The sequence below is a fragment of the Bordetella petrii genome, from assembly GCF_020991325.1.
GTDB lineage: Bacteria > Pseudomonadota > Gammaproteobacteria > Burkholderiales > Burkholderiaceae_B > Bordetella_A > Bordetella_A petrii_E.
Genome location: NZ_JAJMLX010000024.1, coordinates 1 through 26670 on the forward strand (window position 1 = coordinate 1; position 26670 = coordinate 26670).

A 26670-nucleotide genomic window follows, 5' to 3' on the forward strand; every position below is an offset into this window, starting at 1 on the left:
GCCGCCAGCGGTGCGCGGCGCGGTGTCGGCCGTCGGCGGCCATGAGCTCGACACGGCCCAGGCCGTGCAATGGTGGACTTCGCTGCGCGAGCAGTCCCATCCGTTCTTCGGGCAGGGCCGGCCCTTGTGGCGCCTGGCGGTGCCGCCCGCCACGCCGGTACAAGACCTGGGCTTGCCCGTTTTGCTGGAATGGGGAGGAGGGCAGCGCTGGTTCAGTGGCGCGGCGGATGCCACGACCATGCGCGACCTGGCGCAGCGCCTGGGAGGGCATGCCACGCTGTTCAGGCCTGGCACCGCCCCAGTGCCCGCCGACGGCGTGTTCCATCCCTTGTCGCCCGGCGTGGCGGCCATTACCCGGCGCCTGAAGCAGGAGCTGGATCCGGCCGGGTTGTTCAACCCCGGCCGCCTGGTATTGGAGCTATAGCGCAGTATGCAGACCAATCTCGCTTCCTGGGCACGGGACACGGAGTACGGCCGCGAAGCCGACGCCATTCTGCGCCGCTGCGTGCACTGCGGGTTCTGTACGGCAACCTGTCCTACGTATCAGGTGCTGGGCGATGAGCTCGACAGCCCGCGGGGGCGCATCTATCTGATCAAGCAGGTGCTGGAAGGAACCGAACCCACCCAGGCGACCCAGCAGCACCTGGATCGCTGCCTGACGTGCCGGAATTGTGAAACTACCTGCCCCTCCGGCGTGCAATACGGCCATCTGGTCGATATTGGGCGTCGCGTGGTGGACCAGAAGGTGCAGCGTCCATGGCGTGACCGCATGCGCCGCCTGTTGCTGCGCAAGGGCCTGAACTCGCCGTTGTTCGGCCCGGCGATGCGCGCCGGGCAGATGCTGCGCGGCCTGTTGCCGGACGCGGTCAAGCGCAAAGTGCCTGAATGGCGCAATCCCGGCCTGCTGCCGGACGCCGCCCGCCACACGCGGCAAGTCTTGATGCTGACCGGCTGCGTGCAGCCGGCAATGATGCCTACCATCGACGCCGCCACCATCCGCGTGCTGGACGCGGTGGGCATTGGCGCGCGACTGGCGCCCGGCGCAGGCTGTTGCGGCGCGGTGAACTTTCACCTGGACGCGCAGGCGGATGCGCTGGACCAGATGCGCGCCAATATCGACGCCTGGTGGCCGCTTATTGAAAATGAAGCGGTCGAGGCCATAGTGATGAATGCGTCGGGCTGCGGCGCCATGGTGAAAGAATACGCGCATCACCTGCGCGGCGATGCGCGTTATGCCGAACGCGCCGCGCGTATCGTGGCGCTGGTAAAAGATGTGGCCGAGGTTGTGGCGCCGCATGCGCAGGCCCTGCGTGAGCGCATGGCGCCGGGCGGCCCCGCCGCCTTCCATCCGCCGTGCACCCTGCAGCACTGGCAGGGGCTGCGTCCGCTCAGCGAGCGCCTGTTGGCCGACCTGGGGTTCGAGCTACGGGCTTTTCCCGATTCGCATCTGTGCTGCGGGTCGGCGGGGGCGTACTCGGTGCTGAATCCCGACATGGCGCTGGAACTGCGCGACCGCAAGCTGGCCGCCATGGCGACGCGCGCGCCCGCCGTCATCGTGTCGTCGAATATCGGCTGTGTCTCGCATTTGCAAAGCGGCACCGACACGCCGGTACGGCACTGGATCGAAGTGGTGGATGAGCGCCTGCGTCCTTGAACGCAGGCGAGTGCCGCAGCGCTATTCCACGGCCTTGACCATGTCTTCCAGCACTTTCTTGGCGTCTCCGAACACCATCATGGTGCGGTCCATGTAGAACAGCTCGTTGTCCAGGCCGGCATAGCCGGCTGCCATGGAACGCTTGTTCACGATCACCGTGCGCGCCTTGTAGGCTTCCAGAATGGGCATGCCCGCGATCGGCGACGCGGGGTCATTCTTGGCGGCGGGGTTCACGACGTCGTTGGCGCCCAGCACCAGCACCACGTCGGTCTGGCCGAATTCGCCGTTGATATCTTCCATTTCGAAGACCTGGTCGTAGGGCACTTCGGCCTCGGCCAGCAGGACGTTCATGTGGCCCGGCATGCGGCCCGCCACCGGGTGGATGGCATATTTCACCGTCACGCCTCTTTCGCCCAGTTTTTCCGCCAATTCTTTCAGGGCATGCTGGGCGCGCGCCACGGCCAGGCCGTAGCCCGGCACGATGGTGACGCTTTCGGCATTGGTCATGAGAAACGCCGCGTCGTCGGGGCTGCCCGATTTCACGCTGCGCTGCTGGCCGTCGCCGGCCGCGGCCGCAGCGGCGCCCTGGCCGCCGAAGCCGCCCAGGATCACGTTGAAAAACGAGCGGTTCATTGCCTTGCACATGATGTACGACAGGATGGCGCCCGACGAACCCACCAGCGAGCCGGCGATGATCAGCATGGGGTTGTTCAGCGAGAATCCGATGCCGGCCGCCGCCCAGCCCGAATAGCTGTTCAGCATGGACACCACCACCGGCATGTCGGCGCCGCCGATGGGAATGATGATGAGCACGCCCAGCACGAAAGCGATCAGGGTCATGGCGATGAAGGGCGTCCAGGCCTGCGTGGCCATGAACCAGAAGCCGCAGCCCAGCATGGCCAGGGCCAGCAGCAGGTTCAGCATGTGCTGGCCGCCGAACACCACCGGCGCGCCCTGGAACAGGCGGAACTTGTACTTGCCCGACAACTTGCCGAAGGCGATGACCGAGCCCGAGAACGTGATGGCGCCCACGAAGGTGCCGATGAACAGTTCCAGCCGGTTGCCCACAGGAACCGGGGCCCCGGGGGCAGCGATGCCGAAGGCGTGCGGTTCGGCCACCACCGCCACCGCGATGGCCACGGCGGCCAGGCCTATCATGCTGTGCATGAACGCCACCAGTTCGGGCATCTTGGTCATTTCGACGCGCCTGGCCATCAGCGTGCCGATGCTGCCGCCCACCAGCAGCCCCAATACAACCCAGCCCAGCCCGATACCGGCGCTGCCGGCGCGCGCCAGTTGAATGATCAGCGCGGCGGTTGTCAGTACGGCGATGGCCATGCCGGCCATGCCGAATACATTGCCCAGGCGCGAGGTGGTGGGGTGCGACAGCCCCTTCAAGGCCTGGATGAAGCACACCGAGGCCACCAGGTACAGCAGTGTCACCAGGTTCAGCGAGATCATTGGCCGCTCTCCTTGGCGGGTTTCTTGTCTTTCTTCCTGAACATTTCGAGCATGCGGCGCGTGACCAGGAAGCCGCCGAAGACGTTCACGGCGGCCAGCGCCACCGCCACCACTCCCATGCCGCGCGCCAGGCTGCCTTCGGTGAGGGCCGCGGCCAGCATGGCCCCCACGATGATGATGGCCGAGATCGCGTTGGTGACGGCCATTAGCGGAGTATGCAGCGCGGGGGTGACATTCCACACGACGTGGTAGCCCACATAGATGGCCAGCACGAAGATGATCAGGTTGACGAGAGTCGGGTCTATCGCTTCCATGGCCTATCCTTTTTGTTTCGGTACGACCTGGCCGGCCTCGCAGACCAGGCAGGCCGCGACGATTTCGTCGTCGCGGCGGATGGCCAGTGCGCCTTCCGCATCGGTGATGAGCTTCAGGAAATCGAGCAGGTTGCGGGCGTACAGCGCCGAGGCATCGGTGGGCACCAGGGCGGGAAGGTTGGCCAGCCCGACCAGGGTGACGCCATGTTTTTCGACGACCTGGCCTTTTTCCGACAGGGGACAATTGCCGCCGCGTTCGACGGCCAGGTCCACCACCACCGAGCCCGGCTTCATGGCCTGCACGGTCTCGGCCGGCAACAGGGTGGGGGCCGGCCGGCCCGGAATCAGCGCGGTGGTGATGACGATGTCGGCCTGCTTGCAGCGTTCCGATACCAGGGCCGACTGCCGCGCCATCCAGGCCGGCGGCATGGGGCGCGCATAGCCGCCGGTGCCTTCGGCGATTTCGCGCTCTTCGTCGCTTTCGAAGGGTACGTCGATGAACTTGGCGCCCAGCGACTCTACTTGTTCCTTGGCAGCCGGCCGCACGTCCGAGGCCTCGACCACCGCGCCAAGGCGCTTGGCCGTGGCGATGGCCTGCAGGCCGGCTACTCCGGCGCCCAGTATGACGGCGCGCGCGGCCTTCAGGGTGCCGGCCGCGGTCATCATCATGGGGAACAGGCGGCCGTAGTAGTGTGCCGCCAGCAGCACGGCTTTGTAGCCGGCCAGGTTGGCCTGTGAAGACAGCACGTCCAGGCTTTGCGCACGCGTGATACGGGGCGCGGACTCCAGCGCGAAGGCGGTGATGCCGGCGCCGGCCAACGTGGCCAGGCCCTCGGCATCGAAGGGATCCAGCATGCCTACCAGTACCGCGCCCGATTGCATCCGGGCCAGTTCGCCGGCCGAGGGGCTGCATACCTTCAGCACCAGTTCGCTGCCCAGCGCCTGTTCGGCGCTGCCCAGCGTTGCGCCCGCGGCGGCATAGGCTTCATCGGGATAACGGGCCGCCAGGCCCGCTGAGTGTTCGACTACGACTGTATGTTTGGCGCCGATATACTTCTTGACGGTTTCCGGCGTTGCTGCGACGCGAGTCTCGCCCTCGCGGGTTTCTCGCGGTATCCCGATCTGCATCGTCGCTTCTCCTCCAGGGTTCGCGTAGTTATACACGAATCGGGGTTCGGCGGCGCGGGTTGACACGCAGGAACGGCGGCTCTGGCCTTGGCGGTGCCGCAGCAAAAAAACGCCTTGGCACAGGCCAAGGCGTCGAAGAAGGCCGGCGCTGGGCGCCGGCCACGTGCGTACAAACGTCCGGCGTCAGGCCGTTTGCGCGCGCGTCCAGTCCAGCAGGGCGGCGGTCAGGCCGCGCAGATCTGCCTTGAGTTTGCCGTAGCCGGCCGAGGGGCGCAGCGTGACTTCATCCATGTACAGCTTGCGGTTGATCTCGATTTGCAGGCTGTGGCGGCCTTCGGTGGGGCGGCCGTTGGCGCGCACCAGTTCCACGCCCTTGTAGGGGTCGTTCATGGTGACGTCGTAGCCGCGCTCACGCAGCCAGGCGGCGACGAATTCGCGGAAGGCCGGATCGCTGGTGGAACCATCGCGGTCGCCCAGCACGAAATCGGGGTGCACCAGGCCGGGCTTGTCGGTGGCAAAGGCGCCGGCCACGCTGGGCATGGAATGGCAGTTGATATGCCATGCCTTGCCGTGGCGGGCATGCGCATTATCGATCAATTGCGCCACTTGCTCATGGTAGGGCTTCCAGCAGGCGTCGATGCGGTGGCGAACTTCGTTTAGTGTCAGCTTGCGGTTGTACAGGGGCGTGCCGTCGTCCAGCATGCGCCAGATCAGGCCCTTGCCCAGCTTGACCTTGGGCGAGTCGGGCAGGGGTTCGGGCCATGGCTGGTCCAGCATGCCTTGGTCGATTTCTTCAAGCGAACGATTGGCATCGATATAGGCGCGCGGAAAGGCGGCGCCTATGAGCGGCACGCCCATGTCGACGGCGTCGCTCCAGAGGTCGTCAACCCACGTGTCTTCGGCTGTGCGCAGCGCGCCGAACGGCGCGGAAGAATCGAAATCCGGCGGATAGGTCGTGCCGCTGTGCGGCGAATCGAGCACCAGCGGGGCCGACGCTTCCGGGTAGCCGGCGGGCAAGGCAAGGCGATAAGACAGGGGATTGGTAATCAGCATGGAGAATCGTTACGGCTGCAAAACAGAAAATGGCCCCCGCCGGCGGCGAGGGCCGAAGATCGATCAGTCGATCTTCACATTGGCTTCTTTGGCGATACGCTTGTTCTTGGCGATTTCGGCCGAGATCTGCTTGGCGTAGTCTGCCGGGGTGTTGGCCACCGGCGAGGCGCCCAGGTTGGCCAGGCGCTCGACCACGTCGGGCTGGGCGCTGACCTTCACCACGGCGTCGTACAGCTTATCGACCACGGGCTTGGGCAGGTTGGCCGGGCCGATCAGGCCGAACCACGACGAATCATTCACCGGCGCCAGGCCGGCTTCGGCGAAGGTGGGCACGTCGGGCAGCGCGGCCACGCGCTTGGGCGAGGCGACGGCCAGCGCAACCAGCTTGCCGGCCTGCACGTGCGGCAGCGAAGAAGGCAGGTTGTCGTACAGCACGTCGACCTGGCCGGCCAGCGTGTCGTTCAGGGCCGGGCCCACGCCACGGTACGGAACGTGCATCAGGTCGGTGCCCGAGGCCATCTTGAACAGCTCGCCCATCATGTGCGATACCGAGCCATTGCCGGCCGAGGCGTAGGCGAACTTGCCGGGTTCTTTCTTGGCCAGGGCGATGAAATCGCTGATATTCTTGGCCGGCACCTTGGGGTTGATGACCATGACGTTCGGTACGGCAGCCAGGTTCGAGATCGGGGTGAAGTCTTTCTCGGCGTCGAACGGCAGGTTGTGATAAATGGCGGGGTTGATGCCGTGGGTGCTGACGGTGGCAATGCCCAGCGTGTAGCCGTCGGGCTCGGCACTGGCCACCTGGGCGCTGCCGATCGAGCCGCCGGCGCCGGCCTTGTTCTCGACCACCACGGTCTGGCCCAGCGCCTTGGTGAGCTGGTCGGCGAACATGCGGCCGACGATGTCGGTGGTGCCGCCGGGCGGGAAGGGCACGACCAGGCGGATGGGTTTGTTCGGATAGGCGTCTTGCGCGTGGGCGATACCGGCGGTCAGCGGCGCGGTCAGCGCGGCGGCGGTAAGGGACAGGCCCAGGATGACATGGCGACGTTGCATGGATTCCCCTGTTAGGAAGTTGGATCGTTCGTTGCGATTCGCAAACCCTACGATTCTGTGCTGCGCCAGCCAGTTTGCGCAAACGAAAGATTCTCCGTAAGCTATTCCTTTTGTTCATGCCTAGCGTTGTAAATAATTGCAACGTCCGGCGCCATCCATGCGCAGATTCTGTCCATCCTTGACCGACTTGCAGGCCTTTGAAGTCGCTGCAAGGCATAGCAGTTTTACCCGCGCCGCCCAGGAACTCTGCGTGACCCAGGGCGCGGTAAGTAAACAAGTGAAACATCTTGAGGCCTTCCTGGGCGTCGAACTATTCCTAAGAATCAGGCAGGGCCTGGTGCTGACCGAGGCCGGACAAAGCTATCTGAAAAAAATCCAGGCCGGCCTGGGCCAGATCGAGGCTGCCACAGTCGAGCTCATGGCCCACCAGGGACAGGGCGGCACGTTGCACCTGACCTGCATGCCCACGTTCGGCGCCCGCTGGTTGATCCCGCGGCTGGCCGCGTTCATGCGCGTGCGGCCCGACATCCGGGTCGAGTTCCTGCCGCACCGCCAGGGTTACGATTTTTCCACCCCCGAACTGGACGCCGCGGTGCGGTTCGGCGATGGCATCTGGCCCGGCAGCGGGGCCGATTACATCGTGGGCCGCGACGTGGTGCCGGTTTGCAGCCCGCGCCTGGTCGGCAATGGCTGTGTGGGTCCCGCCGAGCTACTGCGCTATCCGCTGCTGCATCACACCTCTGCGCAGGAGGGCTGGCGCGAATGGTTCGAGCAGGCCGGCTGCGATGCGCGCCGCGCCCTGGAAGGGGCGCGCTTCGATCAGTATTCGCTGCTGTCCCAGGCTGCGGCGGCGGGTTTCGGCATTGCCCTGATCCCGCGCTGCCTGATCGAGGACGAACTGCGCGACGGCAAGCTGGCGGTGGCGCTGGACCTGCCAGTGCGCGCGCGCCAGGGCTATTACCTGTGCTATCCCGAGCAAAAAGCCAACCTGCCCATTCTGCAGGCGTTCCGGGCCTGGCTGATGGAAGTCTCGGTGGCCGCCGAGCCCCGGCCGGCGGATGAAGCCCTGGCCCTTTAGAATAGCGCCCATCATGTCTCTAGCCTCCATGCGCTCCGCTTCCGGAAAAGGCCGTGTCGTTGTCGGCATGTCGGGTGGCGTCGACTCCTCCGTGACGGCCTGGCTGTTGAAGCAGCAGGGCTATGAAGTCATCGGCCTGTTCATGAAGAACTGGGAAGACGACGACGATTCCGAGTACTGTTCTACTCGGCAAGACCTGCTCGACGCCGCCAGCGTGGCCGACCTGGTGGGGGTGGATTTCGAATACGTCAATTTCGCCGCCGAATACAAAGACCGGGTGTTCGCCGAGTTCCTGCGCGAATATTCCGCCGGCCGCACGCCGAATCCCGACGTACTGTGCAACGCCGAGATCAAGTTCAAGGCATTCCTCGACCACGCCATGACGCTGGGCGCCGAGCACATCGCCACCGGCCACTACGCCCGCGTGCGTGCGGTGGCCGGCCCGCATGGGCGCGAGTACCAGTTGCTGAAGGCGCTGGACGGCACCAAAGACCAGAGTTATTTCCTGCACCGCCTGAACCAGGCGCAACTGTCGCGCACCTTGTTCCCGTTGGGCGAGATTCCCAAGACTGAAGTGCGGCGCATCGCCCATGAAATCGGCCTGCACAACGCCGCCAAGAAAGATTCCACCGGCATCTGCTTCATCGGCGAACGGCCGTTCCGCGAGTTCCTGAACCGCTACCTGCCCACCGAACCCGGCCATATCCTGACGCCGGACGGCACGCGGGTGGGGCGGCACCACGGCCTGTCGTTCTATACGCTAGGCCAGCGCAAAGGCCTGGGGGTGGGCGGCGTCAAGGGCAGCCAGCGCGACGACGGCACCTCGGACGCCTGGTACGTGGCGCGCAAGGACCTGGCGCGCAACGAGCTCTATGTCGTGCAGGGGCACGACCATCCCTGGCTGCTTTCCAGCGAACTGAAGGCGCTGGACGCCAGCTGGGTGGCCGGGCGGGCGCCCCAGGCGGGTGCCTACGGCGCCAAGACGCGCTATCGGCAGGCCGACGCCGCCTGCGTGCTCGCTTCGGCCAGCCAGGATGAATTCACCCTGTCGTTCAGCGAACCGCAATGGGCCGTGACGCCCGGGCAATCCGCCGTCCTGTACGACGGCGATATCTGCCTGGGCGGCGGCATTATTTCCTGACCGGCCGCCCCGGGGAGGGGGCGGCGGCGGATTTTTCATCAATCACATGAGGAGGTCGTAGTGGATGTAGCGATGTTAGTGTGCTTGCTGGCGCTGGGGGCCGTGGTGGGGTTTGCGGCGGGGCTGCTGGGCATAGGCGGAGGCATGCTGCTGGTGCCATTCCTGACCATGATCTTCACCTGGCAGGGCATGCCGCAAGACCTGATCGTGCATGCCGCCATCGCCACCTCGATGACGTCCATCCTGTTCACGTCCGTTTCCAGTGTGCGGGCCCACCAGCGCAAGGGCACCATTCAATGGAAGATCGTGTTCGCCATGGCGCCGGGCATCATCATCGGCGGCCTGATCTCGGGCGGCGCGGTGTTCGCGGCGCTTAGCACGGCCTGGCTGTCATTGTTTTTCGCGATTTTCGTCGGCTATTCCGCCTGGAGCATGCTGCGCAACAAGAAACCCCGTCCGTCCCGCCAGATGCCCGGCGTGGTCGGCACCTCGACGGTGGGGGCCGGCATCGGCTTTCTGTCGGGGCTGGTGGGCGCCGGCGGCGGATTCCTGTCGGTGCCGTTCATGGTGTGGTGCAACGTGGCGCTGCATGCGGCGGTATCCACTTCGGCGGCGCTGGGCTTTCCCATCGCCCTGGCCAACAGCATAGGCTATGTGGTGTCCGGCCTGAATGAAAGCGTGGCCCGTCCCGGCATGCTGGGTTATATCTATTGGCCGGCCTTGCTGGCGCTGGTGGCCACCAGCGTGCTGACGGCTCCCGCTGGCGCGCGCATGGCCCACCGGTTGCCGGTCGCCACGCTCAAGCGCGTGTTCGCAGGCCTGCTGTTCGCGCTGGCCGCGTATATGTTGGTGAAAGCCTGGCAGGCGTTCAGCGTCTGAGGCTGAACCCGGCCGCTCAGGCGGCCGGCGGCGCGCTGTCTATGAACGACTGGCGTGCCGACAGTTTTTCGTCGTGGCGGGCCAGGTTGGCGTGGCTGGCGCGCCAGTCCAGGTGGGCAAAGCGCAGGTCCAGGTAGCCCAGCGCGCAGCCCACGGCGATGTCCGCCAGGCTGTAGTTCACGCCCATGCAGTGCGATTGCTCGCCCAGGCTGCTGTCCATCGCTTCCAGGCCGGCGTGGATTTTGCGGTACTGGCGGTCGACCCAATCGGCGCTGCGCTGCGCTTCAGGGCGTTGGTTTTCCTTGACGATGGCGACGCAGGCATCCAGGATGCCGTCGGCGATGGCTTCCCAGCATTTGACGGCGGCGCGTTCGCGGCCTTGCTGCGGAATCAGCCGCGCAACGGGCGACAGGGTGTCCAGGTATTCGACGATGACGCGCGAATCGAACAGGGCGCCGCCGTCTTCCATGACCAGGCAGGGGACTTTGCCCAGCGGGTTATAGGTCTGGATCTGGGTGTCGGGGGCCCATACGTTCTCGAGCTCGAGCTGGTAGTCCAGCTTTTTTTCAGCCATGACGACCCGCACTTTGCGAACATAGGGACTGGTAAGCGAGCCGATCAGTTTCATGGAAGCCACAAGCGAAGTCGGAAAGCGGCCGCAGTATAGCAGGCCGGATCGCGTCAAAAATGCGAAGTTCCCAATGCGCAACGGTTTTTCCGCATTGTTACAACGGTGCGGGTGATAAAATCGGCACCCGCCTTCCGAATACCCTTCATTTCCTTCCCCGACATGCAGATTGCCGACCAAATCAGCCACCTCAATGCCCTTTCTCCGCTGGATGGCCGCTACGCGGCGCGCGGCGATGCGCTGCGGGGCCTGTTATCCGAGGCCGGTTTCATGGCGCACCGGGTCGAGGTCGAGGTGGCATGGCTGGCCGCCCTGTCGGATGCCGGCCTGCCCGAGCTGGCTCCTTTTTCCGCTGCGGCCCGGGTCCGCCTGGCGCAACTGGTAAACGACTTCTCCGAAGCCGACGCCGCCCGCATCAAGGACATCGAGCGTGTCACCAATCACGACGTCAAGGCCGTCGAATACTGGCTGAAGGAAAAGGTTGCCGACGACGCCGAGCTGGCGCGCGCCGCCGAGTTCATCCACTTTGCCTGCACGTCCGAAGACATCAACAACACCTCGCATGCGCTGATGCTGACGCGCGCCCGCACCCAGGTGGTGGTGCCGCGCCTGCGTCAGGTCGCCGATACGCTGGCCGGCCTGGCGCGCGCGCATGCCAGCCAGCCCATGCTGTCGCGCACCCACGGGCAGCCGGCCAGCCCCACCACGCTGGGCAAGGAGTTCGCCAACGTGGCGGCCCGCCTGCAGCGCGCCATTGCCGCCATCGAGGCAGTGGAGCCCCTGGCCAAGCTCAACGGCGCCACCGGCAACTACAACGCGCACCTGTCCGCCTACCCAGAGATCGACTGGCCGGCGTTCAGCGCGCGCGTGCTCGGCGGGCTGGGCCTTACCCAGAACCGCCACACCATCCAGATCGAACCGCACGACTGGATGGCGGCGTTGTTCGACGCGGTGGCGCGCGCCAACGTCATTATCCTGGACCTCGACCGCGACATCTGGGGCTACGTGGCGCTGGGGTACTTCAAGCAGCGCCTGAGGGAAGGCGAGGTGGGTTCGTCCACCATGCCGCACAAGGTCAACCCCATCGACTTCGAAAATTCCGAAGGCAACCTGGGCCTGGCCAACGCGGTGCTGCGCCACCTGTCTGAAAAACTGCCGGTCTCGCGCTGGCAGCGCGACCTTACCGATTCCACCGTGCTGCGCAACCTGGGCGTGGGCTTGGGCTACAGCCTGGTGGCCTGGGATTCCTGCCTGCGCGGCCTGGGCAAGCTGGAAGTGAACGCCGCCGCCATCGATGCGGACATCGACGCGTGCTGGGAAGTGCTGGCCGAGCCGGTGCAAACCGTCATGCGCCGCTATGGCCTGCCGCAGCCCTATGAGCAACTCAAGGCCCTGACCCGCGGCAAGGGCATTACCGAGGCGGCGTTGCGTGAGTTCGTGGGCGGCCTGGAACTCCCCGACGACGCCAAGGCGCGCCTGCTGGCCATGACGCCGCGCAGCTATATCGGACTGGCCGCCGGTCTTGCCCGGGAGTTATAGTCGGCACTGCCGGCCTTGCCGGCATCGTCGTACTTACCCCGGGAGATCTCCATGAAGCAGTTCACCATGCTGGCCGCCGCGGCCTGTTGCGGCGTCATGTCGCTGTGGTCTACGCCCTCGCTGGCGCAATTCGCCAAGCCCGCCGACGCCATCAAGTACCGGCAATCGGCCCTGACGCTCATGGCCTCGCATTTCGGCCGCATGCAGCCGGTGGTCAAGGGCCAGGCGCCTTACGATGCCGCCCAGATCAAGGCCAACGTCCAACTGCTGAACACGCTGTCGGAACTGCCCTGGGCGGGATTCGGTCCGGGCACGGAAGGCGGCGACGCATTGCCGGAGGTCTGGAGCGATGCGGCCGGCTTCCAGCAAAAGCGCGACCGCATGAAAGAAGCCATGGGTAAGCTCTCGGCCGCCGCCGACTCTGGCGACCTGAACCAGCTGCGCGCGGCGTTCGGCGACGTGGGCGCCAGCTGTAAGTCGTGCCACGATTCGTACCGCAAGAAAAAATAGGCGCACGCGCCTGACGGCATGACGCTACTGGCCGGCCGCGCGCCTTTCCTGGAATAGCTGCGCCAGCACTTGCGACGCGGCGATGGCGCGCGGGAACCCCGCCGGCACGGTCACCATGTAGATGATCTCTTTCAGTTCATTTTCCGACACACCGATATTCAGCGCATAACCGGCGTGCACCCGCATCATGCCGGTTTCGCCCAGGGCCGCCATGGCAGCCACGGCGGCGAGCTGGCGGGTGCGATTATCCAGCCCGGGGCGGCTCCATACATCGCCCAGCGCATAAGCCTCGGTGGCCTGCGCCAGGAACGGAAACTCGTTGCGCATGGCTTCGAGATTGGGCTGGTTCCTGCCCTGGTTCAGTTCGCGGATCACTTCCGCGCCGCGCGCACTGCGCGCCGCCGTGGTGTCGGCCTGTGCCAGCACAGGGGTGGCCGCCAGTACGGCAGCGGCCAGGGCGATATACAGTCGGTTCATGAGTTCTTCCTTGCAGACAGAGCAGGGGATGGACATGCTTTACAGGCTGGCCGTCGGGCGCACCACGATTTCACTGGTATCGACGTCGTCGGGCTGGTCGATAGCGTGAGCGATTGCGCAGGCAATGGCTTGCGGCTGCAGCGCAATCTGCCGGTACGCCTGCATGGCCTTGGCCGCGGCGGCATCGGTGATAGTGTCGGCCAGTTCCGATTCCACGACACCGGGGTACACGCACGTGACACGCAGCTTGTCATTTTCCTGGCGCAGCCCGTCCGAGATGGCGCGCACCGCATACTTGGTGGCGCAGTACACGGCCGCGGTGGGCACGACGTAAAGGCCGCCGATCGAGGACACGTTGATGATCTGGCCGGCGCCTTGGCGCTGCATCGCCGGCAGGACTGCCGCCACGCCGTGCAGTACGCCGCGGATGTTCACGTCTATCATCGTGTCCCATTCATCCACTTTGAGCGATGCCATGGGCGACAGCGGCATGACGCCGGCATTGTTGACGATGACATCGATGCGCCCATGCGTGCGCAGGGCGAAGTCGGCGTAGGCCTGTACGTCCGCGCGCTGCGTGACGTCGAGCTTGCGGTAATCGACCTGGGCGCCCTCGGCGCGCAGTGTATCGGCCAGGGCCTGCAATCTGTCGATGCGCCGCGCGCCGATAACCAGCCGGTGTCCGCGCTGCGCCAGCAGCCTGACTGTGGCTTCGCCGATGCCGCTGCTGGCACCGGTGACGAGAATGACTTTTGCTGCGGGGGAACGAGACATGTCGGCATCTCCAGTTAGCGACGGGGCCGGCAACCCATGTCGCCCTGGTTTCCGTCATGAACGCATGGTAGATATCGTTGTCCTGGGCGCGAAGGCGAATTCTTATGCGATGCTTGCCTAAAAGTCTTGCGCGCCTCGAAAACATCCCGCGTGGGTGGTAATTTGTAGCCTATTGCTCGTCATGGCTGGAGATTCCCGATGGCTCAGGTTCCCGCCGCGCGCTCGCTGCGGCAAGCGCGCATGATCGAATTGCTGGAGCGGCTGGCCCCCGCGGAGGGCTACACCGAATCGCTGCTGGACGGGGTGACTTTCATGCGCTCGAACCAGCCATTGTCATGCACCCGGGCTCTTTACGAGCCCAGTATCGTGATCGTCGTGCAGGGCCGCAAGCGGGGTTTCCATGGCGGTGCCATGTACGTGTACGACGCGCAGCATTACCTGGTGTTGTCGGTGCCCTTGCCCTTCAACATCGAGACCGAGGCCAGCCCCGCAGCCCCCTTGCTCGGGCTGGCTTTGCGGATCGAGCCCGCCGTGACCGCGGAACTGGTCATGGGAGTGGATGCCGGTGCCTTGCAGCCCGAATCCAAGCCTGTCACCATGGCCGCCACGCGCATGGACGACAAGCTGGAAGACGCGGCGCTGCGTATGCTGGAGGCCCTGAGTTCGCCCACCGAGGCACGCTTGCTGGGGCCAGCCATTTTGAGGGAGATTACCTATCGCGTGCTGACGGGCGAACAAAGCGCGGGCTTACGGGCGGCGCTGCAGCAAGGCGGCAATTTCGGCCGTATCGCCAAGGTGCTGCGCCGTATCCATACCCATTACAGCGAGCGCCTGGACGTGGCCACGCTGGCCAGCGAAGCCAACTTGAGCGTGCCCGCGTTCCATGTGCATTTCAAGGCGGTGACGGCTACTTCGCCGATTCAGTACATCAAGGCCATCCGCCTGCACCAGGCGCGGCTGATGATGATACGCCAGGGGGTCGGCGCGGCGCAGGCCTCGGAACAGGTGGGTTACGAAAGTGCATCGCAGTTCAGCCGCGAATTCCGGCGCATGTTCGGCCGTAGTCCCGCCGAAGAAGCCCGGTACCTGAAGAATCTGCTGTCGCTGGCTGCGCCGGTGAGGGCCGCGGCATCGTCGCCAGCCCGCGCAATGGCCTGAAGCGCAGCCTACGAAAAGGAAAAATCTGCCACGATTTCCAGCGAGCGTATCCAGAATACGAGTGCCGCAGCGGCGGCCGCCAACAGCGCGGCGCGCAGCCAGACGCCAGGCCCGTCTTCCGCGGGAGGTGTGCCGTCGGGAATGTCTTGCGGACGGGCATTGCCGGTAATCATGGGCCCGACCAGGCGCTTGCGGCGCACCGCGGCATACCAGGCGACGGCCAGCAGATGCAGCGCGACCAACCCCACGATGATCCATTCATTGGTGTGGTGCCACGACGTGAACCACGAGGCCAGCGCCGAATCGGCGCGGGCATACAGCGGGCCCTGGGTCATGATGTCATCGCTGGTGAACAGGCCGCTGACCGCCTGGAAGCCCAGTACTGCCAGCAGGGCCAGCACCGACAGGGCGCCCAGCGGATTATGGCCGGCGGTGGGGGCGGCGCCCTGCAGATACCGCTTGATGGCGGCCGGGCCGCGTACGAAAGTGGCAAACCGGGCATAGCGCGGCCCGATCAGGCCCCAGGCCAGGCGAAACGCCACCAGGCCCAGCGTTGCCAGGCCGAAGCGCACGTGCCAATCCATATACAGCCCGCCCAGCTTGACGCTGACATAGGCGCCGATGACACAGGCGGCCAGGGCCCAGTGGAACAGGCGGGTGGGGAAGTCCCAGATGCGGATGGAAGCGCGCGTGTGTTGCATGGACTCGTCGGCCAGGGCGGGGGATCAGGCCGACTTTATCACGGGGTCATGGCGGCCGCGCGGTCCTCAGGCAGCCTGGCGGCGCAGCGGTTCGATGCGGTGCACATGTTCGTGCCGGAACCGGATGCGCATGCCGGGCTCGCCGGCCCGGCCTTGCGGCCGCACCACGTCGGTGGTGTAGGTGGTCGTGCCGTTGATGGGCGCGTTGTAGATCACCGTGGCGCGGATCTCCGGGCCATGTGCGGGCCGCAGGTGCACGACGTCGCCCACATGAATGGGTACGTGGTCCAGTTTGCTGTGCTTACGGCGGGTCAGCAGCTGGGTTGCTGGAAAAGGGTGGATCGAATGGTTCATGGTGTCCTCGTTAGAGTTTTCGTTATGGAAATGCGGCCCCGCGTGGCGCACGCAAACCGGCGAAGCCGCGCGTGCGGGTATCGTCGCTGGGAAGGCGGCGGTGCGGTGGCCTACGGTTGCGCCGCATTGATGCGGCGCGGCCCGTCTGCGGAAACCGTGACGTACTGTGGAGCAACGGCGGTATCGGCGCCAGGCCTGCGCAGGTGTCAGCCCCGGATGATTGAACCGGGGCTGGGCATGGCTTCGGCGGTGGGTTTGCCTGCCAGCTAGCCTGCGAATGTGTCTACATATATGTCTACATACGGCGGGCTGATTTGGCATAGGTTCTATGCCCGCACATACTGACAACTTTCTATTGTATTCGTAAAGTATTGTTTTTGCAAGAATTTTGTGCGGCACCGAGGTGGGCGGCAGCGCTTCAGTGGCGGGTGGCCGCGGCGGCCTGCGTATGGGCCAGCCGCTGGGCCTCGATGATCTGGTCTTCCAGTTCGGGGGACATTTCCAGGGCCACCTGGGGGCTGCCTTCGCGGCTGGTTTCCAACTTCAGGGCGATATGCTGGCCAGCGAATGCGGCAGGCGCGGCCTGGATGTCTACGTATCGCTGCACCAGGGCATCCACCGCCTGTTGCGCCCGCGCCAGCGCCGCGTCGTCCAGGGGGCCCTGGGCCAATTCTTCGTTGACGGTGCGGGCCAGGTCCGAGGTAAAGAACAAAAACGCCGTGGCGCCGCGGCAGTCGGGGTGGGTATAGCCCCAGGGCGCTTGCTGGCCCTCGGGATTAGCAGGGGGTGTCGTCATGGAACTGCGGGTGGGCTTGAAAGAATGATGCGGCCCATTGTAGGGCAGGCCCGGCTGGCGGCCGCGGGTGATCGTGTCACATATCGCTTCCCAGGCAACAATTCCTCTAAGCGCTGTATGGCGGCCTGCAGTTGGGGTAATGTTCCGAACCGACAGGAACGGCCCCGGCGCCGGGGTAGGACGGAGAAATCATGCGCGTGGCGTTTCGTTTCATGTGGCTGCTGATGGTAGCGCTGGCCATGGCGGCTTGTGCCAACAAAGAACCGGAACAGCGCGCGGCCTTCATTGCCTGGCTGCAGGCCAGCGTGGTGGATGCGCCGGGAGCCGCCGTGCCCGGGCTGGACGAAGCGCAGCGCGACGCCCTGGGCGACTACGTCGATCATTATGCGGTGCTTGCCGACTTTGATGCGGTGGCGGCATCGGCGGTGCGGCGCCTGGCCCGTGCCCTGGAGCATGAAGAACTGCATTCGCTGGCGCAACTGCAGGCTCGCCGCGAGGCCCTGCAGACAGACAGGCAGGCGCTGGCGGAAGTGCAGGGCGAACTGCGCGACGCCCTGGCCCGGGCCCGGTCCGAGCGGGCCGAACTGGAGCAACCCGCCGACCTGCTGCCGGTTTATGCGCAAGCCTATGACCTGGCCGTCGCCCGTCCGGCGGCCCGGCTTGCACCCATGATAGACGTGGTGGTGGCGGCGCTGAACGATGCGCTGCGCGTGGCCGATTTCGTGGCCGAACACCAGGACCAGATATCGTTGGATGCGGAATCGGCGGCGGTGCGGGACCCTTCCGTGCAGCAGGCCTTGAATCATCTGCTGGACCAGTTGAACAGTCATTCCGCGGCGATAGAACAGGCCCAGCGCAATTTGCGGGCCATGCAGCCAGCCTGATCATTCGTCATGCCGGCTTTGTACAATTGCGCCTCGGGCGGCGTGCGCCGCGCATGGGATCAACAATGAACGGTTCTATTCTGCATTACCGCGCATTCCTGCTGTTGCTGCTGCTGGTATCGGTGGCCTTCATCTGGTTGCTGTGGCCTTTTTATGGCGCCGTGTTCTGGGGGGCGATCCTGGCCATCATCTTCGCGCCGGTGCATCGCCGCATAGCCGCCAAACTGGGCAAGCGCCGCAACCTGGCCGCGCTGGTATCGCTGCTGCTGGTGCTGCTGGTGGTGATTATCCCGGTGATCTTCATCACCGGGTCGCTGGTGCAGGAAGGCGCCAACCTGTACCAGCGGGTGAAATCGGGCAACCTGAATTTCGGCGCCTATTTCCAGCAGATCCTGGACGCGCTGCCCAGCGGGGTTTCGAACCTGTTGTCGCGCTTCGGCATGGCTGATCTCACCAGCGTGCAGGAAAAGCTGACCACGGGCGCGATGCAGGGCAGCCAGTACCTGGCCACGCAGGCATTCAATATCGGCCAGGACACCTTCCAGTTCCTGATCAGCTTCGGCATCATGCTGTACCTGCTGTTCTTCCTGCTGCGCGACGGCTCGGTGCTGTCCGCGCGGCTGCGCGGGGCCATCCCCCTGAGCGACACTCACAAGACGCACCTGCTGCGCAAGTTCACCACCGTGATACGCGCCACGGTGAAGGGCAATGTGGCGGTGGCCGCCATGCAGGGCGCCTTGGGTGGTGTCATCTTCTACATCCTGGGCATCCAGGGGCCGGTGCTGTGGGGGGTGGTCATGGCATTTCTGTCCCTGCTGCCGGCCATCGGCGCCGGATTGATCTGGGTGCCCGTGGCCGTGTACTTCCTGGTTTCCGGCGCCATCTGGCAAGGGGTTACCTTGATCCTGTATGGCGTGCTGGTCATCGGCATGGTCGACAATGTGCTGCGCCCGGTGCTGGTGGGCAAGGACACCAAGCTGCCCGATTATGTGGTGCTGATATCCACGCTGGGCGGCATGGCCCTGTTCGGCCTGAACGGCTTTGTGATCGGCCCGCTGATCGCGGCCTTGTTCATTGCCTGCTGGGACCTGTTCAGTTCGGATTTCGCCGAGGCCAAGACCGGCGCGGGAATCTCGGAAAAACTCTGACGAAGCCGGCTGCGGCATGCGCCTGGCCGGACGCCGGCCGGCGTTTATTTCGTGCTGAGCGCCTGGGCCGCGTTGATGACCAGAGGCCCGAAGCGCTGGGCAAAATCCTTGGGCGTCCATTGGGACAGCAGTCCATAAATATGGATGGCGGCCACGGGCAATCCGCTATGGTCCACCACGGCCGCGGACACGGCCAATTCGCCCAGCAGCGATTCCTGCAATGTCATGGCGTAGCCGTCCAGGCGGGCTTGTTCTATTTTTTCCCAGATCGCGCTGGGGTCTACCAGCGTATGCGGCGTGACCGCCACCAGGTCGGACCGGGCAAGAATGTCATCGACGCGCTCGTCGGGCAGGCGCGCCATGATGGCGCGTCCTGCGCATGACCGGTAGACGGGCATGGTGCGGCCCACCAGGGTGGCGAAATAGTAGCGGCGGCGTGTCTGCCGGCGCAACGCGTAGACGATCTCCAGGTCGTCGTGCAGGCTCAGGTCCACGCCTTCATTGGATTCCTGCTGCAGCTCGATCAGCACCTGGTTGGCGCGCTCGATCAGCGGATTGCCGCGCAAGTAGTCGAATGTGCGATGCAGGATTTTCTTGCCCAGCATATAGCCGCGCTGGTTGGGGCCGCGCTCTACATAGCCCAGCGCCACCAGCGTATGCAGCATCCTCAACGTGGAATTGCGGTCCAGGCTCGAGATTTCCATGAGCTCGTTCAAGCTCAGTACGCCAGGCCGCACGCTGAAGGCTTCGAGGATATCGAACGCCTTGGCCACGGATTGATTGAATCGGGTATCGACACTGCTCATTGTCTGCCTCTGTTGACGCCTTGCGGGCGTATGCCTTTCCTGCTCGATGTTAGAGAGATGTTAGGGAAATCTCTCCCCGTGCGTATCTTGCCAGGTTTTATATAAGAACCTACGATATCAAAAATAGATTCGTAAGTATCAATATTTGATACTCTTATTTTATGCCAAAAGGCGCTCAGCGCCCGGCGGCCGGTGTGCGGATGCCATGCCGAGGCATCCGCCGCCAGCGGAACCACGGAGGTCTTATGAGCGAGGTACAGGCGCAGAAATTGTCCGCAGAAGCCATCGAGGCGGCCGTCGACCAGCTGGAGCACTACATGACCGACACCCTGTCGCGCTTCGTGCAGTGCCGCAGCCTGCCGGGGCAGGAAACGCCGGCGGCGGAATTCCTGGAAGCGGAGCTTGCCAGGCTGGGCCTGCAAAGCGAGCGCATTGCGCTGCGTACCGAAGACATCAAGAATCTGCCGCTATACTCGCCCGCCTGCTGCCCCGACGGCGGGCGCTTCAACGTGCTGGCTTGCCACGAGCCCGCGCAGGCCGCGGGCCGGTCCGTGCTGTTCAATGGCCATCTGGATGTCGTCCCGACCGGGCCCGAAGCATTCTGGGCCGAATCGCCATTCAAGGGCGGCCTGCATGACGGCTGGTTGTATGGGCGGGGCGCGGGCGACATGAAGGCCGGCATCGTGTGCACGCTGGCGGCCTTCAAGGCCTTGCAAGACCTGGGCATGCAGCCGGCCGGCATGGTGGGTTTCAATGGTGTGCTCGAGGAAGAGAACACCGGCAACGGCACGCTGGCCACGATATCGGCCCTGAAAAGCGCTATCGGCGTGGCCAGGCTTACGGCTTTCGACACGGTGCTGATACCGGAGCCCACGCAGGAGGGCCTGATGTCGGCCCAGGTAGGGGTGTTCTGGATGTACGTGGACATCATCGGAAAACCGGCCCATGCCTCCTTGATGACCACCGGCATCAACCCGGTGGACCTGGGCTGGCGCGTGGTCGAAGCCGTGAAGCAGGTCGAGCGCGAATGGAACCTGCCCGAGAATCGCCATCCCGCGTATCGCGACCACGCACATCCCATCAACTTCAACCTGGGGCAGATCCACGCGGGTGACTGGAACTCGTCGGTTCCCAGCGTGTGCACACTGGGCCTGCGCTTGTCATGCTATCCGGACATGCCTGTTGAAACGGCCAAGGCGCGCATCGAAGCCTGCATACACCAGGTCGAGCAGGATGTCGCCCAGCCCGATACCCAGTTCAGGATCCGCTACGAGGGCTTCCATGCCCCCGGCTGCGAATACGACCTGGACGTGCCGCCACTACGCCTGCTGGCCGATGCCCACCAGCGCGTGGCGGGCGAAGCGCCACGCCCGGTGGCATTAACCGGCACCACGGATGGGCGGCATTTCCATTTCATGACGGATGCGCCGGTTACCTGCTACGGGCCGATCGCGCGCAACTATCACGGCTTCAACGAGAGCGTCAGTGTGCAAAGCATGCTGCGGGTAGCCAAGACGTATGCGCTCTTCCTGAACGATTGGTGCGGTGTCGAGCCCAAACGCGGCTGACTCCCTCCGTCTATCCACTTCTATCCTGGGGTGTTGCTATGAAACTGGTCAATGAGGCCCGCCGGGCCATCGTCAAGTGCATGGTTGCCGCGGCTGCGGTGGCCTCCATCGCCAACCTGCCCGCGCATGCCGCCGAAACGCCGCAATATGGCGGCGTGCTTACCGCCATCCTGCATCCCGAGCCGCCCAGCCTGATACTGGCCTTGCAGCAGGTGGCCGGCACGCAGATGGTTGGCGGCAAGATATTCGAAAGCCTGCTGACCTATTCATTCGACCTGAAACCCCTTCCCAGCCTTGCCAAGTCGTGGGAAGTGTCGGACGACAAGCGCACCTACACGTTCCACTTGCAGCAGGGCGTGACCTGGCATGACGGCAAGCCGTTCTCGTCGGCGGATGTGGTGTTCTCGTACCAGAAAGTACTGTCCCAGACCCCGCGCACCCGGGGGGTGATGCAGAACGTCGAGTCGCTGACCGCGCCGGACGCGAACACTGTCGTGTTCAAGCTGAAAGAGCCGTACGCGGCTTTCCTGTATGGGCTGGACATCGGCGGCGGCGCGATCCTGCCCAAGCATCTGTACGACGTGGATACGCCCATTGCGCAGAACCCGAACAACGCGCACCCGATCGGTACCGGCCCGTTCAAATTCAAGAAATGGGTGCGCGGTTCTTACATTGAACTGGTGAAGAACGAGAACTATTGGAAAGAGGGGCGTCCGTACCTGGACGGCATTACCTACCGCGTGATTCCCGATGCCGCGTCGCGCCGGCTGGCCATCGAGCAGGGCACGGTCATGCAGGCCTGGCTGCAGGACCTGGAGCCGGTGGATGTGCCGCGTGTTGCGAAACTGCCCAACATGAAGCACACCAACAAGGGCTACGAGTATTGGTCGACCATGCAGTGGATCGAGTTGAACAATGCCCAAGCGCCATTCAACGACAAGCGCTTCCGCCAGGCCCTGATGTATGCCATCAACCGCGAGTTCATCGCCGAGAAAATCATGTTCGGGCAGGGCGTGGTGGCCACCGGCCCGATCCACCACAACACCCGGTTCTACGATCCGGACGTCAAGAAGTATGCCTACGACCCCGACAAGGCCAAGGCGCTGCTCGACGAAATGGGCCTGAAGCCCGATGGCGATGGAGTGCGGGCCACGGTCAGCATGATCCCGCTGCCCTATGGCGAGATGCCGCGCCGCATTGCCGAATACATCAAGCAGAACCTGTCCAAGGTGGGCATCGCCTTGAACCTGGAGAGTACCGATGTGGGCGGCTGGGTGTCGCGGGTTGGCAACTGGGACTTCCAGATGGCCGGCAATGGCGTGTTCCAGTACGCCGACCCGGCCATCGGCGTGGCACGCACCTATGTGGGAAGCAATATCCGCAAGGGCGTGATGTTCAGCAATACCTCGCAGTACAACAACCCCAAGGTGGATGAGCTGTTCGCCCTGGCCGCGAAAGCCGGCGACGACGCGCAACGGCAGAAATACTACTCGGAGGTGCAGAAGATCCTGGTCGAGGATGTGCCGCTGGTATGGCTGGTTGACACCAATTACGGCACTGTGCTGAACACGCGCGTCCACGATGCCATCACCACGGGCCTGGGCGTGGTCGATACCTATAGCGACGCCTGGTTGTCGAAGCAATGAGCAAGATAGCCGGTTTCCTGGGGCGGCGTGTGGTCAAGAGCATCCTGGTGCTGTTCATGATCGCGGTGTTCAACTTCTTCTTGGTGCGCGCGGCGCCGGGCGATCCCGCCGAGATCCTGGCCGGGCAGTCCGGCGCGGCGGACGCCGCCTACATTGAAAAGCTGCGCCAGGATTTCGGGCTGGACAAACCCCTGGCGGTACAACTGGGCACTTACCTGAAAGACGTGGCGACGTTCGACCTGGGATATTCCTATCGCCAGCAGGCGCCGGTGTCGACGTTGATACTGGAGCAGTTGCCGGCCACCCTGGTGCTGGCGCTGACTTCGTTCGCGTTTGCGCTGCTGGCCGGGGTGGCGCTGGGCATCCAGGCGGCCTTGCGGGTAGGCAAGTGGGGCGACACGGTCATCACCACGCTGGCCATGCTGGCCTATGCCACGCCGATTTTCTGGGTGGGGCTGATGCTGGTGCTGGTGTTTTCGGTGCAGCTGCAATGGCTGCCGGCCTTCGGTTACGAAAGTGTCGGCGCGCACCTGACGGGATTCGCCCGCTTTGCCGACATCGCGCGCCACCTGACCCTGCCGGCCATTACGCTGGGAATGTTCTACATGGCCGTCTATGCGCGCCTGACGCGTGCTTCCATGCTGGAAATCCGCCAGCTCGATTTTGTGAAGACGGCGCGAGCCAAGGGGCTGGCCGAGCGCACCGTGATCGTGCGGCACGTGTTGCGCAACGCGCTGCTGCCTGTCATTACATATGCAGGTATCCAGGCCGGACACCTGATAGGCGGTTCCTTGCTGGTAGAGACGGTGTTCGCCTGGCCCGGCATCGGCCGCCTGGCATTCGACGCCCTGGTGCAGCGCGACTACAGCGTGCTGCTTGGGGTGTTCTTCGTGGCATCCATTGTCGTCGTGGCCGTCAATCTGCTTACCGACATTCTTTATACGATTGCCGACCCCAGGATAGAACTGAAATGAAAAACTTCTTTTTCGCGTTCTGCCGCAACAAGGGCGGCCTGCTGGGCTTGGCGGTGCTCGCGCTGGTGACTTTGATGGCGGTGTGCGCCGGCTGGATATTCCCCGGCAGTCCCTGGGATATCGTGAACGGCCCTTACATGCCGCCCCTGTCGGACGATGCCTTGCTGGGTACCGATACCCTGGGTCGCGATATCGCCACCGGCATTGCCTATGGGGCCCGGGTCACACTGGTACTGGCGTTGATTTCCACCGCGGTGTCCATCCTGGTGGGCATCACCGTGGGGTCCATCGCCGGTTTCTACGGCGGCAAGGTCGACCAGGTGGTCGTGGGGTTCATCGAGCTGTTCCAGACGATTCCAGGTTTTTTCCTGGCGGTCGTGCTGGTGGCCATTCTTACGCCCAGTATCGGCACGGTGATCTGCGCGATCGCGCTGGTGTCATGGCCGCCGCTGGCGCGCCTGGTGCGCGCCGAGTTCATGAGCATGAAGCATCGCGAATTCGTCGAGGCGGCCATACTCAGCGGCCAGTCGAACACGCGCATTATTCTCACCCAGATACTGCCCAACAGTCTTTCGCCTGTGATTGTGTCGGGCTCGTTGATGGTGGCCAGCGCCATCCTGCTCGAGTCGGCCCTGAGTTTTCTGGGGCTGGGCGATCCCAACACCATGACGTGGGGCTACATCATCGGCGCATCGCGCAGCGTGCTGCGCGATGCCTGGTGGATGAGCGTGTTCCCGGGCGTCGCCATTCTGGTGACGGTGCTGGCGCTGAACCTCGTGGGCGAAGCGCTGAACGACGCGCTCAACCCCAAACTGGCCCGCAAGAGGACAAGCTGATGACCGTATTGCTGGAAGTCCGCGACCTGGTTGTTTCGGTTGTGCAAGACGGACCGGACACGCCGGTGGTGAAAGGGGTGTCGTATACCGTCAACCAGAACGAGATCCTGTGCGTGGTGGGCGAATCGGGCTCCGGGAAGTCGGTGACGGCGCACGCCCTGATGGGCCTGTTGCCGGCGGGCGAGTTGCGCGTCAGCGGCGGCAGCATCCGCTACCGTGGCCGCGAACTGGCGGGCCTGGCGGCGCGCGACTGGTACGGCCTAAGAGGCAAGTCGTTCGGCATGGTGTTCCAGGAACCCATGACCGCGCTGAACCCCATCATGCGCATAGGCAGGCAGGTGGACGAGGTGCTCGAACGCCATACCGACCTGCCGCCCGAGGCGCGCCGGGCCAAAGTGCTGCAACTGTTCCGCGACGTGATGCTGCCCGATCCGGAAAAACTGATGGACGCGTATCCGTTTCAGTTGTCGGGCGGACAGCGGCAGCGTGCCGTGATCGCCATGGCCCTGGCCATGGAGCCTGACATCCTCATCGCCGATGAACCCACGACTGCCCTGGATGTCACGACGCAGGCCCAGATCCTGGCAATGATCAAGGACATTCAGGCACGCATGGGCATAGGTGTGATCTTCATCACCCATGACTTCGGCGTGGTGGCCGAGATCGCCGATCGCATCGTGGTAATGCGCCACGGCCAGGTGGTAGAGCAGGGGGATGCCGACGACATCCTGAATCGGCCGCAGGCCGCCTATACGCGGCAACTGATCGCCGCCGTGCCGCACAAGCCGCAGGGCAAGCCTCCCGCAGCCGTGACGCCGCCGTTGATGGTGGTTGAGGAATTGCGCAAGACATTCCGTTCAGACAAAGGGCGGCAGGTGCTTGCGCTGAACGATGTCTCGCTCACGATCCAGCAGGGCGAGACGCTCGGCCTGGTGGGCGAATCGGGGTCCGGCAAGTCCACCCTGGGGCGCACTCTGGCCGGGCTGATCCACCCGGACAGCGGCAGCGTAAAAATCGACGGCCGGGAATTGGTGGGCCTGTCCTCTCGAGAATGGCGGGAGTTCCGCCGCCAGATCCAGATGGTGTTCCAGGACCCCTATGCCTCGCTGAATCCACGCCATCGCATTGTCGATGCCGTGGCGCAAGGGCCGATCGCGTTTGGCGAACCCCGCGCCAAAGCGCTGGCGGACGCCCGCGCCTTGCTTGAACTCGTGGGCCTGGGCGGCGATTCGGGCGACCGCTATCCGCACCAGTTTTCCGGAGGGCAGCGCCAGCGGGTGGGAATTGCGCGCGCGCTGGCGCTGCGGCCCCGGTTGCTGGTGGCCGACGAGGCCGTATCGGCGCTGGATGTGTCGATCCAGGCGCAAGTGCTGGAATTGCTGAGAACCGTCAGCGGCCAGTTCGACCTGTCTGTCCTGTTCATTACGCACGACCTGCGCGTCGCGGCGGAAATTTGCGACCGCATTGCCGTGATGCGCCAGGGCGAACTGGTGGAGCTGGGGCGGGCGACGGATATTTTCTACCGGCCGGGGCATGAGTACACGCGCCGATTGATCGATTCCATTCCTGGCAGGCAGTGGTCCAAACCGGACTTCGAGCGGGCCGATTCCTCAGAAGGACCCTTGGTTTATGCAAACTGAAGAGTATGAGTCGTTGGATGGCCTGGCGATGGCGGCCAGGATCCAGGCGGGTGACACGTCGCCAGAGGAACTGATGCGCTGCGCCGTGAGCCTGGCGCGCAGCCGCGGTACGGCGCTCAATGCGCTGCGCTATGAACAATATGACGCGGCGATCGAGCTGGCGAAGCGCTGGCGGCCAGCCGGCGCGTTCGGCGGCATTCCATTCCTGCTGAAGGATTCGGGGCTGCCATCTACCCGTTTTCCGTCCAGCCTGGGCTCGCGCCTGCTCAACGACACAACCTATGATCGCAATGCCACGCTCACCGAACGTTTCGAGCAAGCCGGCCTGATCGCCTTCGCCCGCTCTACGGTGCCGGAGTTCTGCATGGTGGCCACGACCGAGGCGGCGCTGAACGCCGACGAAGTGATGTGCGGCATGGGCCGCACCGGCAGCCTGTACGCGGTTGAACAGGAAGGCATCATTCCCGACC

Annotated in this window: 27 protein-coding genes and 1 pseudogene; 16 read left to right on the top strand and 12 right to left on the bottom strand. The window is 64.5% G+C overall.

Features of this window, described 5'->3' with window-relative positions; all coding sequences use genetic code 11:
• Nucleotides 1-424: pseudogene (gene glcE, locus LPZ50_RS04380) on the top strand (glycolate oxidase subunit GlcE); the annotation flags it as partial.
• Nucleotides 425-430: 6 nt separating this feature from the next.
• Nucleotides 431-1654, top strand: a complete 1224-nt coding sequence (gene glcF, locus LPZ50_RS04385) for a glycolate oxidase subunit GlcF (RefSeq protein ID WP_230658033.1) — start codon at nucleotides 431-433, stop codon at nucleotides 1652-1654.
• Nucleotides 1655-1675: 21 nt separating this feature from the next.
• Here glcF and LPZ50_RS04390 read toward each other — a convergent pair whose 3' ends face one another.
• The 5 genes from LPZ50_RS04390 to LPZ50_RS04410 all read right to left on the bottom strand — a co-directional run bounded on the left by LPZ50_RS04390 (nucleotide 1676) and on the right by LPZ50_RS04410 (nucleotide 6663).
• Nucleotides 1676-3115: an NAD(P)(+) transhydrogenase (Re/Si-specific) subunit beta gene (locus tag LPZ50_RS04390; protein WP_230658036.1), complete on the bottom strand. Its 1440-nt coding sequence runs from the start codon at nucleotides 3113-3115 to the stop codon at nucleotides 1676-1678.
• A complete protein-coding gene (locus LPZ50_RS04395) occupies nucleotides 3112-3429 on the bottom strand; it encodes an NAD(P) transhydrogenase subunit alpha (protein ID WP_230658040.1) in 318 nt (105 codons plus the stop codon). Before LPZ50_RS04395 ends, LPZ50_RS04390 begins: the two co-directional genes overlap by 4 nt.
• A 3-nt stretch (nucleotides 3430-3432) precedes the next feature.
• Nucleotides 3433-4557 carry a Re/Si-specific NAD(P)(+) transhydrogenase subunit alpha gene (locus LPZ50_RS04400; RefSeq protein WP_230658043.1) on the bottom strand — a complete coding sequence of 375 codons (1125 nt, stop codon included), beginning with the start codon at nucleotides 4555-4557 and terminating at the stop codon, nucleotides 3433-3435.
• A 183-nt stretch (nucleotides 4558-4740) separates the two neighbouring features.
• Complete coding sequence (locus LPZ50_RS04405) at nucleotides 4741-5610, bottom strand: N-formylglutamate amidohydrolase (protein ID WP_230658045.1); 870 nt, start codon at nucleotides 5608-5610, stop codon at nucleotides 4741-4743.
• Between the two features lie 63 nt (nucleotides 5611-5673).
• Complete coding sequence (locus LPZ50_RS04410; RefSeq protein WP_230658047.1) at nucleotides 5674-6663, bottom strand: Bug family tripartite tricarboxylate transporter substrate binding protein; 990 nt, start codon at nucleotides 6661-6663, stop codon at nucleotides 5674-5676.
• Between the two features lie 157 nt (nucleotides 6664-6820).
• Here LPZ50_RS04410 and gcvA point away from each other — a divergent pair, with 157 nt between their 5' ends.
• Genes gcvA through LPZ50_RS04425 form a run of 3 tightly spaced genes read left to right on the top strand, consistent with a single transcriptional unit; the run spans nucleotide 6821 to nucleotide 9761 of the window.
• Nucleotides 6821-7741, top strand: a complete 921-nt coding sequence (gene gcvA / locus LPZ50_RS04415) for a transcriptional regulator GcvA (protein WP_230658049.1) — start codon at nucleotides 6821-6823, stop codon at nucleotides 7739-7741.
• 13 nt (nucleotides 7742-7754) lie between these two features.
• The gene (gene mnmA, locus LPZ50_RS04420; protein WP_230658051.1) at nucleotides 7755-8882 is read left to right on the top strand and encodes a tRNA 2-thiouridine(34) synthase MnmA; all 1128 of its coding nucleotides are present in this window, start codon (nucleotides 7755-7757) and stop codon (nucleotides 8880-8882) included.
• A gap of 60 nt (nucleotides 8883-8942) precedes the next feature.
• On the top strand, nucleotides 8943-9761 hold the full coding sequence (locus LPZ50_RS04425; protein WP_230658054.1) for a sulfite exporter TauE/SafE family protein: 819 nt from the start codon (nucleotides 8943-8945) through the stop codon (nucleotides 9759-9761).
• Nucleotides 9762-9777: 16 nt separating this feature from the next.
• On the opposite strand, the gene LPZ50_RS04430 is transcribed toward LPZ50_RS04425, so the two are convergent.
• The gene (locus LPZ50_RS04430; protein WP_230658057.1) at nucleotides 9778-10389 is read right to left on the bottom strand and encodes a glutathione S-transferase; all 612 of its coding nucleotides are present in this window, start codon (nucleotides 10387-10389) and stop codon (nucleotides 9778-9780) included.
• 162 nt (nucleotides 10390-10551) lie between these two features.
• Here LPZ50_RS04430 and purB point away from each other — a divergent pair, with 162 nt between their 5' ends.
• The gene (gene purB / locus LPZ50_RS04435) at nucleotides 10552-11928 is read left to right on the top strand and encodes an adenylosuccinate lyase (RefSeq protein WP_230658060.1); all 1377 of its coding nucleotides are present in this window, start codon (nucleotides 10552-10554) and stop codon (nucleotides 11926-11928) included.
• A 51-nt stretch (nucleotides 11929-11979) separates the two neighbouring features.
• Complete coding sequence (locus LPZ50_RS04440) at nucleotides 11980-12438, top strand: c-type cytochrome (protein WP_230658063.1); 459 nt, start codon at nucleotides 11980-11982, stop codon at nucleotides 12436-12438.
• Between the two features lie 24 nt (nucleotides 12439-12462).
• Here the strand turns inward: LPZ50_RS04440 and LPZ50_RS04445 are convergent, their stop codons facing one another.
• Nucleotides 12463-12915, bottom strand: a complete 453-nt coding sequence (locus LPZ50_RS04445) for a carboxymuconolactone decarboxylase family protein (protein ID WP_230658066.1) — start codon at nucleotides 12913-12915, stop codon at nucleotides 12463-12465.
• Nucleotides 12916-12954: 39 nt separating this feature from the next.
• The gene (locus tag LPZ50_RS04450) at nucleotides 12955-13689 is read right to left on the bottom strand and encodes an SDR family oxidoreductase (RefSeq protein ID WP_230658068.1); all 735 of its coding nucleotides are present in this window, start codon (nucleotides 13687-13689) and stop codon (nucleotides 12955-12957) included.
• Between the two features lie 198 nt (nucleotides 13690-13887).
• Between LPZ50_RS04450 and LPZ50_RS04455 the strand changes: the two genes are divergently transcribed.
• Nucleotides 13888-14847 (top strand): AraC family transcriptional regulator, encoded by a 960-nt coding sequence (locus LPZ50_RS04455; protein ID WP_230658071.1) that lies wholly within the window; start codon nucleotides 13888-13890, stop codon nucleotides 14845-14847.
• Nucleotides 14848-14855: 8 nt separating this feature from the next.
• Here the strand turns inward: LPZ50_RS04455 and LPZ50_RS04460 are convergent, their stop codons facing one another.
• From LPZ50_RS04460 to LPZ50_RS04470, 3 genes are all read right to left on the bottom strand, one after another.
• Nucleotides 14856-15548, bottom strand: a complete 693-nt coding sequence (locus tag LPZ50_RS04460) for a cytochrome b/b6 domain-containing protein (protein WP_230658073.1) — start codon at nucleotides 15546-15548, stop codon at nucleotides 14856-14858.
• A 66-nt stretch (nucleotides 15549-15614) separates the two neighbouring features.
• Entirely contained in the window at nucleotides 15615-15902 is a 288-nt protein-coding gene (locus LPZ50_RS04465) for a hypothetical protein (RefSeq protein ID WP_230658076.1), read from the bottom strand.
• 418 nt (nucleotides 15903-16320) lie between these two features.
• Nucleotides 16321-16698: a hypothetical protein gene (locus tag LPZ50_RS04470; RefSeq protein ID WP_230658079.1), complete on the bottom strand. Its 378-nt coding sequence runs from the start codon at nucleotides 16696-16698 to the stop codon at nucleotides 16321-16323.
• A 191-nt stretch (nucleotides 16699-16889) separates the two neighbouring features.
• Here LPZ50_RS04470 and LPZ50_RS04475 point away from each other — a divergent pair, with 191 nt between their 5' ends.
• Complete coding sequence (locus LPZ50_RS04475; protein ID WP_230658083.1) at nucleotides 16890-17582, top strand: DUF3053 family protein; 693 nt, start codon at nucleotides 16890-16892, stop codon at nucleotides 17580-17582.
• 65 nt (nucleotides 17583-17647) lie between these two features.
• Nucleotides 17648-18730: an AI-2E family transporter gene (locus tag LPZ50_RS04480; RefSeq protein ID WP_230658086.1), complete on the top strand. Its 1083-nt coding sequence runs from the start codon at nucleotides 17648-17650 to the stop codon at nucleotides 18728-18730.
• 44 nt (nucleotides 18731-18774) lie between these two features.
• Here LPZ50_RS04480 and LPZ50_RS04485 read toward each other — a convergent pair whose 3' ends face one another.
• The gene (locus LPZ50_RS04485; protein WP_230658089.1) at nucleotides 18775-19536 is read right to left on the bottom strand and encodes an IclR family transcriptional regulator; all 762 of its coding nucleotides are present in this window, start codon (nucleotides 19534-19536) and stop codon (nucleotides 18775-18777) included.
• A 245-nt stretch (nucleotides 19537-19781) separates the two neighbouring features.
• Between LPZ50_RS04485 and LPZ50_RS04490 the strand changes: the two genes are divergently transcribed.
• From LPZ50_RS04490 to LPZ50_RS04515, 6 genes are all read left to right on the top strand, one after another.
• Nucleotides 19782-21104 carry an ArgE/DapE family deacylase gene (locus tag LPZ50_RS04490; RefSeq protein ID WP_230658092.1) on the top strand — a complete coding sequence of 441 codons (1323 nt, stop codon included), beginning with the start codon at nucleotides 19782-19784 and terminating at the stop codon, nucleotides 21102-21104.
• Nucleotides 21105-21142: 38 nt separating this feature from the next.
• Nucleotides 21143-22750, top strand: a complete 1608-nt coding sequence (locus tag LPZ50_RS04495) for an ABC transporter substrate-binding protein (protein ID WP_230658095.1) — start codon at nucleotides 21143-21145, stop codon at nucleotides 22748-22750.
• Nucleotides 22747-23724 carry an ABC transporter permease gene (locus tag LPZ50_RS04500; protein ID WP_230658097.1) on the top strand — a complete coding sequence of 326 codons (978 nt, stop codon included), beginning with the start codon at nucleotides 22747-22749 and terminating at the stop codon, nucleotides 23722-23724. The genes LPZ50_RS04495 and LPZ50_RS04500 overlap by 4 nt, the downstream gene beginning before the upstream one ends.
• On the top strand, nucleotides 23721-24560 hold the full coding sequence (locus LPZ50_RS04505; protein WP_230658100.1) for an ABC transporter permease: 840 nt from the start codon (nucleotides 23721-23723) through the stop codon (nucleotides 24558-24560). The genes LPZ50_RS04500 and LPZ50_RS04505 overlap by 4 nt, the downstream gene beginning before the upstream one ends.
• On the top strand, nucleotides 24560-26200 hold the full coding sequence (locus tag LPZ50_RS04510) for an ABC transporter ATP-binding protein (protein ID WP_230658103.1): 1641 nt from the start codon (nucleotides 24560-24562) through the stop codon (nucleotides 26198-26200). The genes LPZ50_RS04505 and LPZ50_RS04510 overlap by 1 nt, the downstream gene beginning before the upstream one ends.
• Nucleotides 26190-26670, top strand: a 481-nt coding sequence (locus tag LPZ50_RS04515; RefSeq protein ID WP_268903203.1) for an amidase family protein, incomplete at its 3' end; no start/stop codon positions are given. The genes LPZ50_RS04510 and LPZ50_RS04515, both read left to right, overlap by 11 nt.

What these genes read in the sequence shown, in the direction of transcription:
- glcF (WP_230658033.1), top strand. Translation starts at nt 431, where the DNA reads ATGCAGACCAATCTCGCTTCCTGGGCACGGGACACGGAGTACGGCCGC.
- LPZ50_RS04505 (WP_230658100.1), top strand. Translation starts at nt 23,721, where the DNA reads ATGAAAAACTTCTTTTTCGCGTTCTGCCGCAACAAGGGCGGCCTGCTG.
- LPZ50_RS04445 (WP_230658066.1), bottom strand. Translation starts at nt 12,915, where the DNA reads ATGAACCGACTGTATATCGCCCTGGCCGCTGCCGTACTGGCGGCCACC.
- LPZ50_RS04510 (WP_230658103.1), top strand. Translation starts at nt 24,560, where the DNA reads ATGACCGTATTGCTGGAAGTCCGCGACCTGGTTGTTTCGGTTGTGCAA.
- LPZ50_RS04490 (WP_230658092.1), top strand. Translation starts at nt 19,782, where the DNA reads ATGAGCGAGGTACAGGCGCAGAAATTGTCCGCAGAAGCCATCGAGGCG.
- LPZ50_RS04430 (WP_230658057.1), bottom strand. Translation starts at nt 10,389, where the DNA reads ATGAAACTGATCGGCTCGCTTACCAGTCCCTATGTTCGCAAAGTGCGG.
- LPZ50_RS04410 (WP_230658047.1), bottom strand. Translation starts at nt 6,663, where the DNA reads ATGCAACGTCGCCATGTCATCCTGGGCCTGTCCCTTACCGCCGCCGCG.
- mnmA (WP_230658051.1), top strand. Translation starts at nt 7,755, where the DNA reads ATGTCTCTAGCCTCCATGCGCTCCGCTTCCGGAAAAGGCCGTGTCGTT.
- LPZ50_RS04450 (WP_230658068.1), bottom strand. Translation starts at nt 13,689, where the DNA reads ATGTCTCGTTCCCCCGCAGCAAAAGTCATTCTCGTCACCGGTGCCAGC.
- LPZ50_RS04480 (WP_230658086.1), top strand. Translation starts at nt 17,648, where the DNA reads ATGAACGGTTCTATTCTGCATTACCGCGCATTCCTGCTGTTGCTGCTG.
- LPZ50_RS04390 (WP_230658036.1), bottom strand. Translation starts at nt 3,115, where the DNA reads ATGATCTCGCTGAACCTGGTGACACTGCTGTACCTGGTGGCCTCGGTG.
- LPZ50_RS04465 (WP_230658076.1), bottom strand. Translation starts at nt 15,902, where the DNA reads ATGAACCATTCGATCCACCCTTTTCCAGCAACCCAGCTGCTGACCCGC.
- LPZ50_RS04440 (WP_230658063.1), top strand. Translation starts at nt 11,980, where the DNA reads ATGAAGCAGTTCACCATGCTGGCCGCCGCGGCCTGTTGCGGCGTCATG.
- LPZ50_RS04460 (WP_230658073.1), bottom strand. Translation starts at nt 15,548, where the DNA reads ATGCAACACACGCGCGCTTCCATCCGCATCTGGGACTTCCCCACCCGC.
- LPZ50_RS04500 (WP_230658097.1), top strand. Translation starts at nt 22,747, where the DNA reads ATGAGCAAGATAGCCGGTTTCCTGGGGCGGCGTGTGGTCAAGAGCATC.
- LPZ50_RS04455 (WP_230658071.1), top strand. Translation starts at nt 13,888, where the DNA reads ATGGCTCAGGTTCCCGCCGCGCGCTCGCTGCGGCAAGCGCGCATGATC.
- LPZ50_RS04485 (WP_230658089.1), bottom strand. Translation starts at nt 19,536, where the DNA reads ATGAGCAGTGTCGATACCCGATTCAATCAATCCGTGGCCAAGGCGTTC.
- LPZ50_RS04475 (WP_230658083.1), top strand. Translation starts at nt 16,890, where the DNA reads ATGCGCGTGGCGTTTCGTTTCATGTGGCTGCTGATGGTAGCGCTGGCC.
- LPZ50_RS04470 (WP_230658079.1), bottom strand. Translation starts at nt 16,698, where the DNA reads ATGACGACACCCCCTGCTAATCCCGAGGGCCAGCAAGCGCCCTGGGGC.
- gcvA (WP_230658049.1), top strand. Translation starts at nt 6,821, where the DNA reads ATGCGCAGATTCTGTCCATCCTTGACCGACTTGCAGGCCTTTGAAGTC.
- purB (WP_230658060.1), top strand. Translation starts at nt 10,552, where the DNA reads ATGCAGATTGCCGACCAAATCAGCCACCTCAATGCCCTTTCTCCGCTG.
- LPZ50_RS04395 (WP_230658040.1), bottom strand. Translation starts at nt 3,429, where the DNA reads ATGGAAGCGATAGACCCGACTCTCGTCAACCTGATCATCTTCGTGCTG.
- LPZ50_RS04405 (WP_230658045.1), bottom strand. Translation starts at nt 5,610, where the DNA reads ATGCTGATTACCAATCCCCTGTCTTATCGCCTTGCCTTGCCCGCCGGC.
- LPZ50_RS04495 (WP_230658095.1), top strand. Translation starts at nt 21,143, where the DNA reads ATGAAACTGGTCAATGAGGCCCGCCGGGCCATCGTCAAGTGCATGGTT.
- LPZ50_RS04400 (WP_230658043.1), bottom strand. Translation starts at nt 4,557, where the DNA reads ATGCAGATCGGGATACCGCGAGAAACCCGCGAGGGCGAGACTCGCGTC.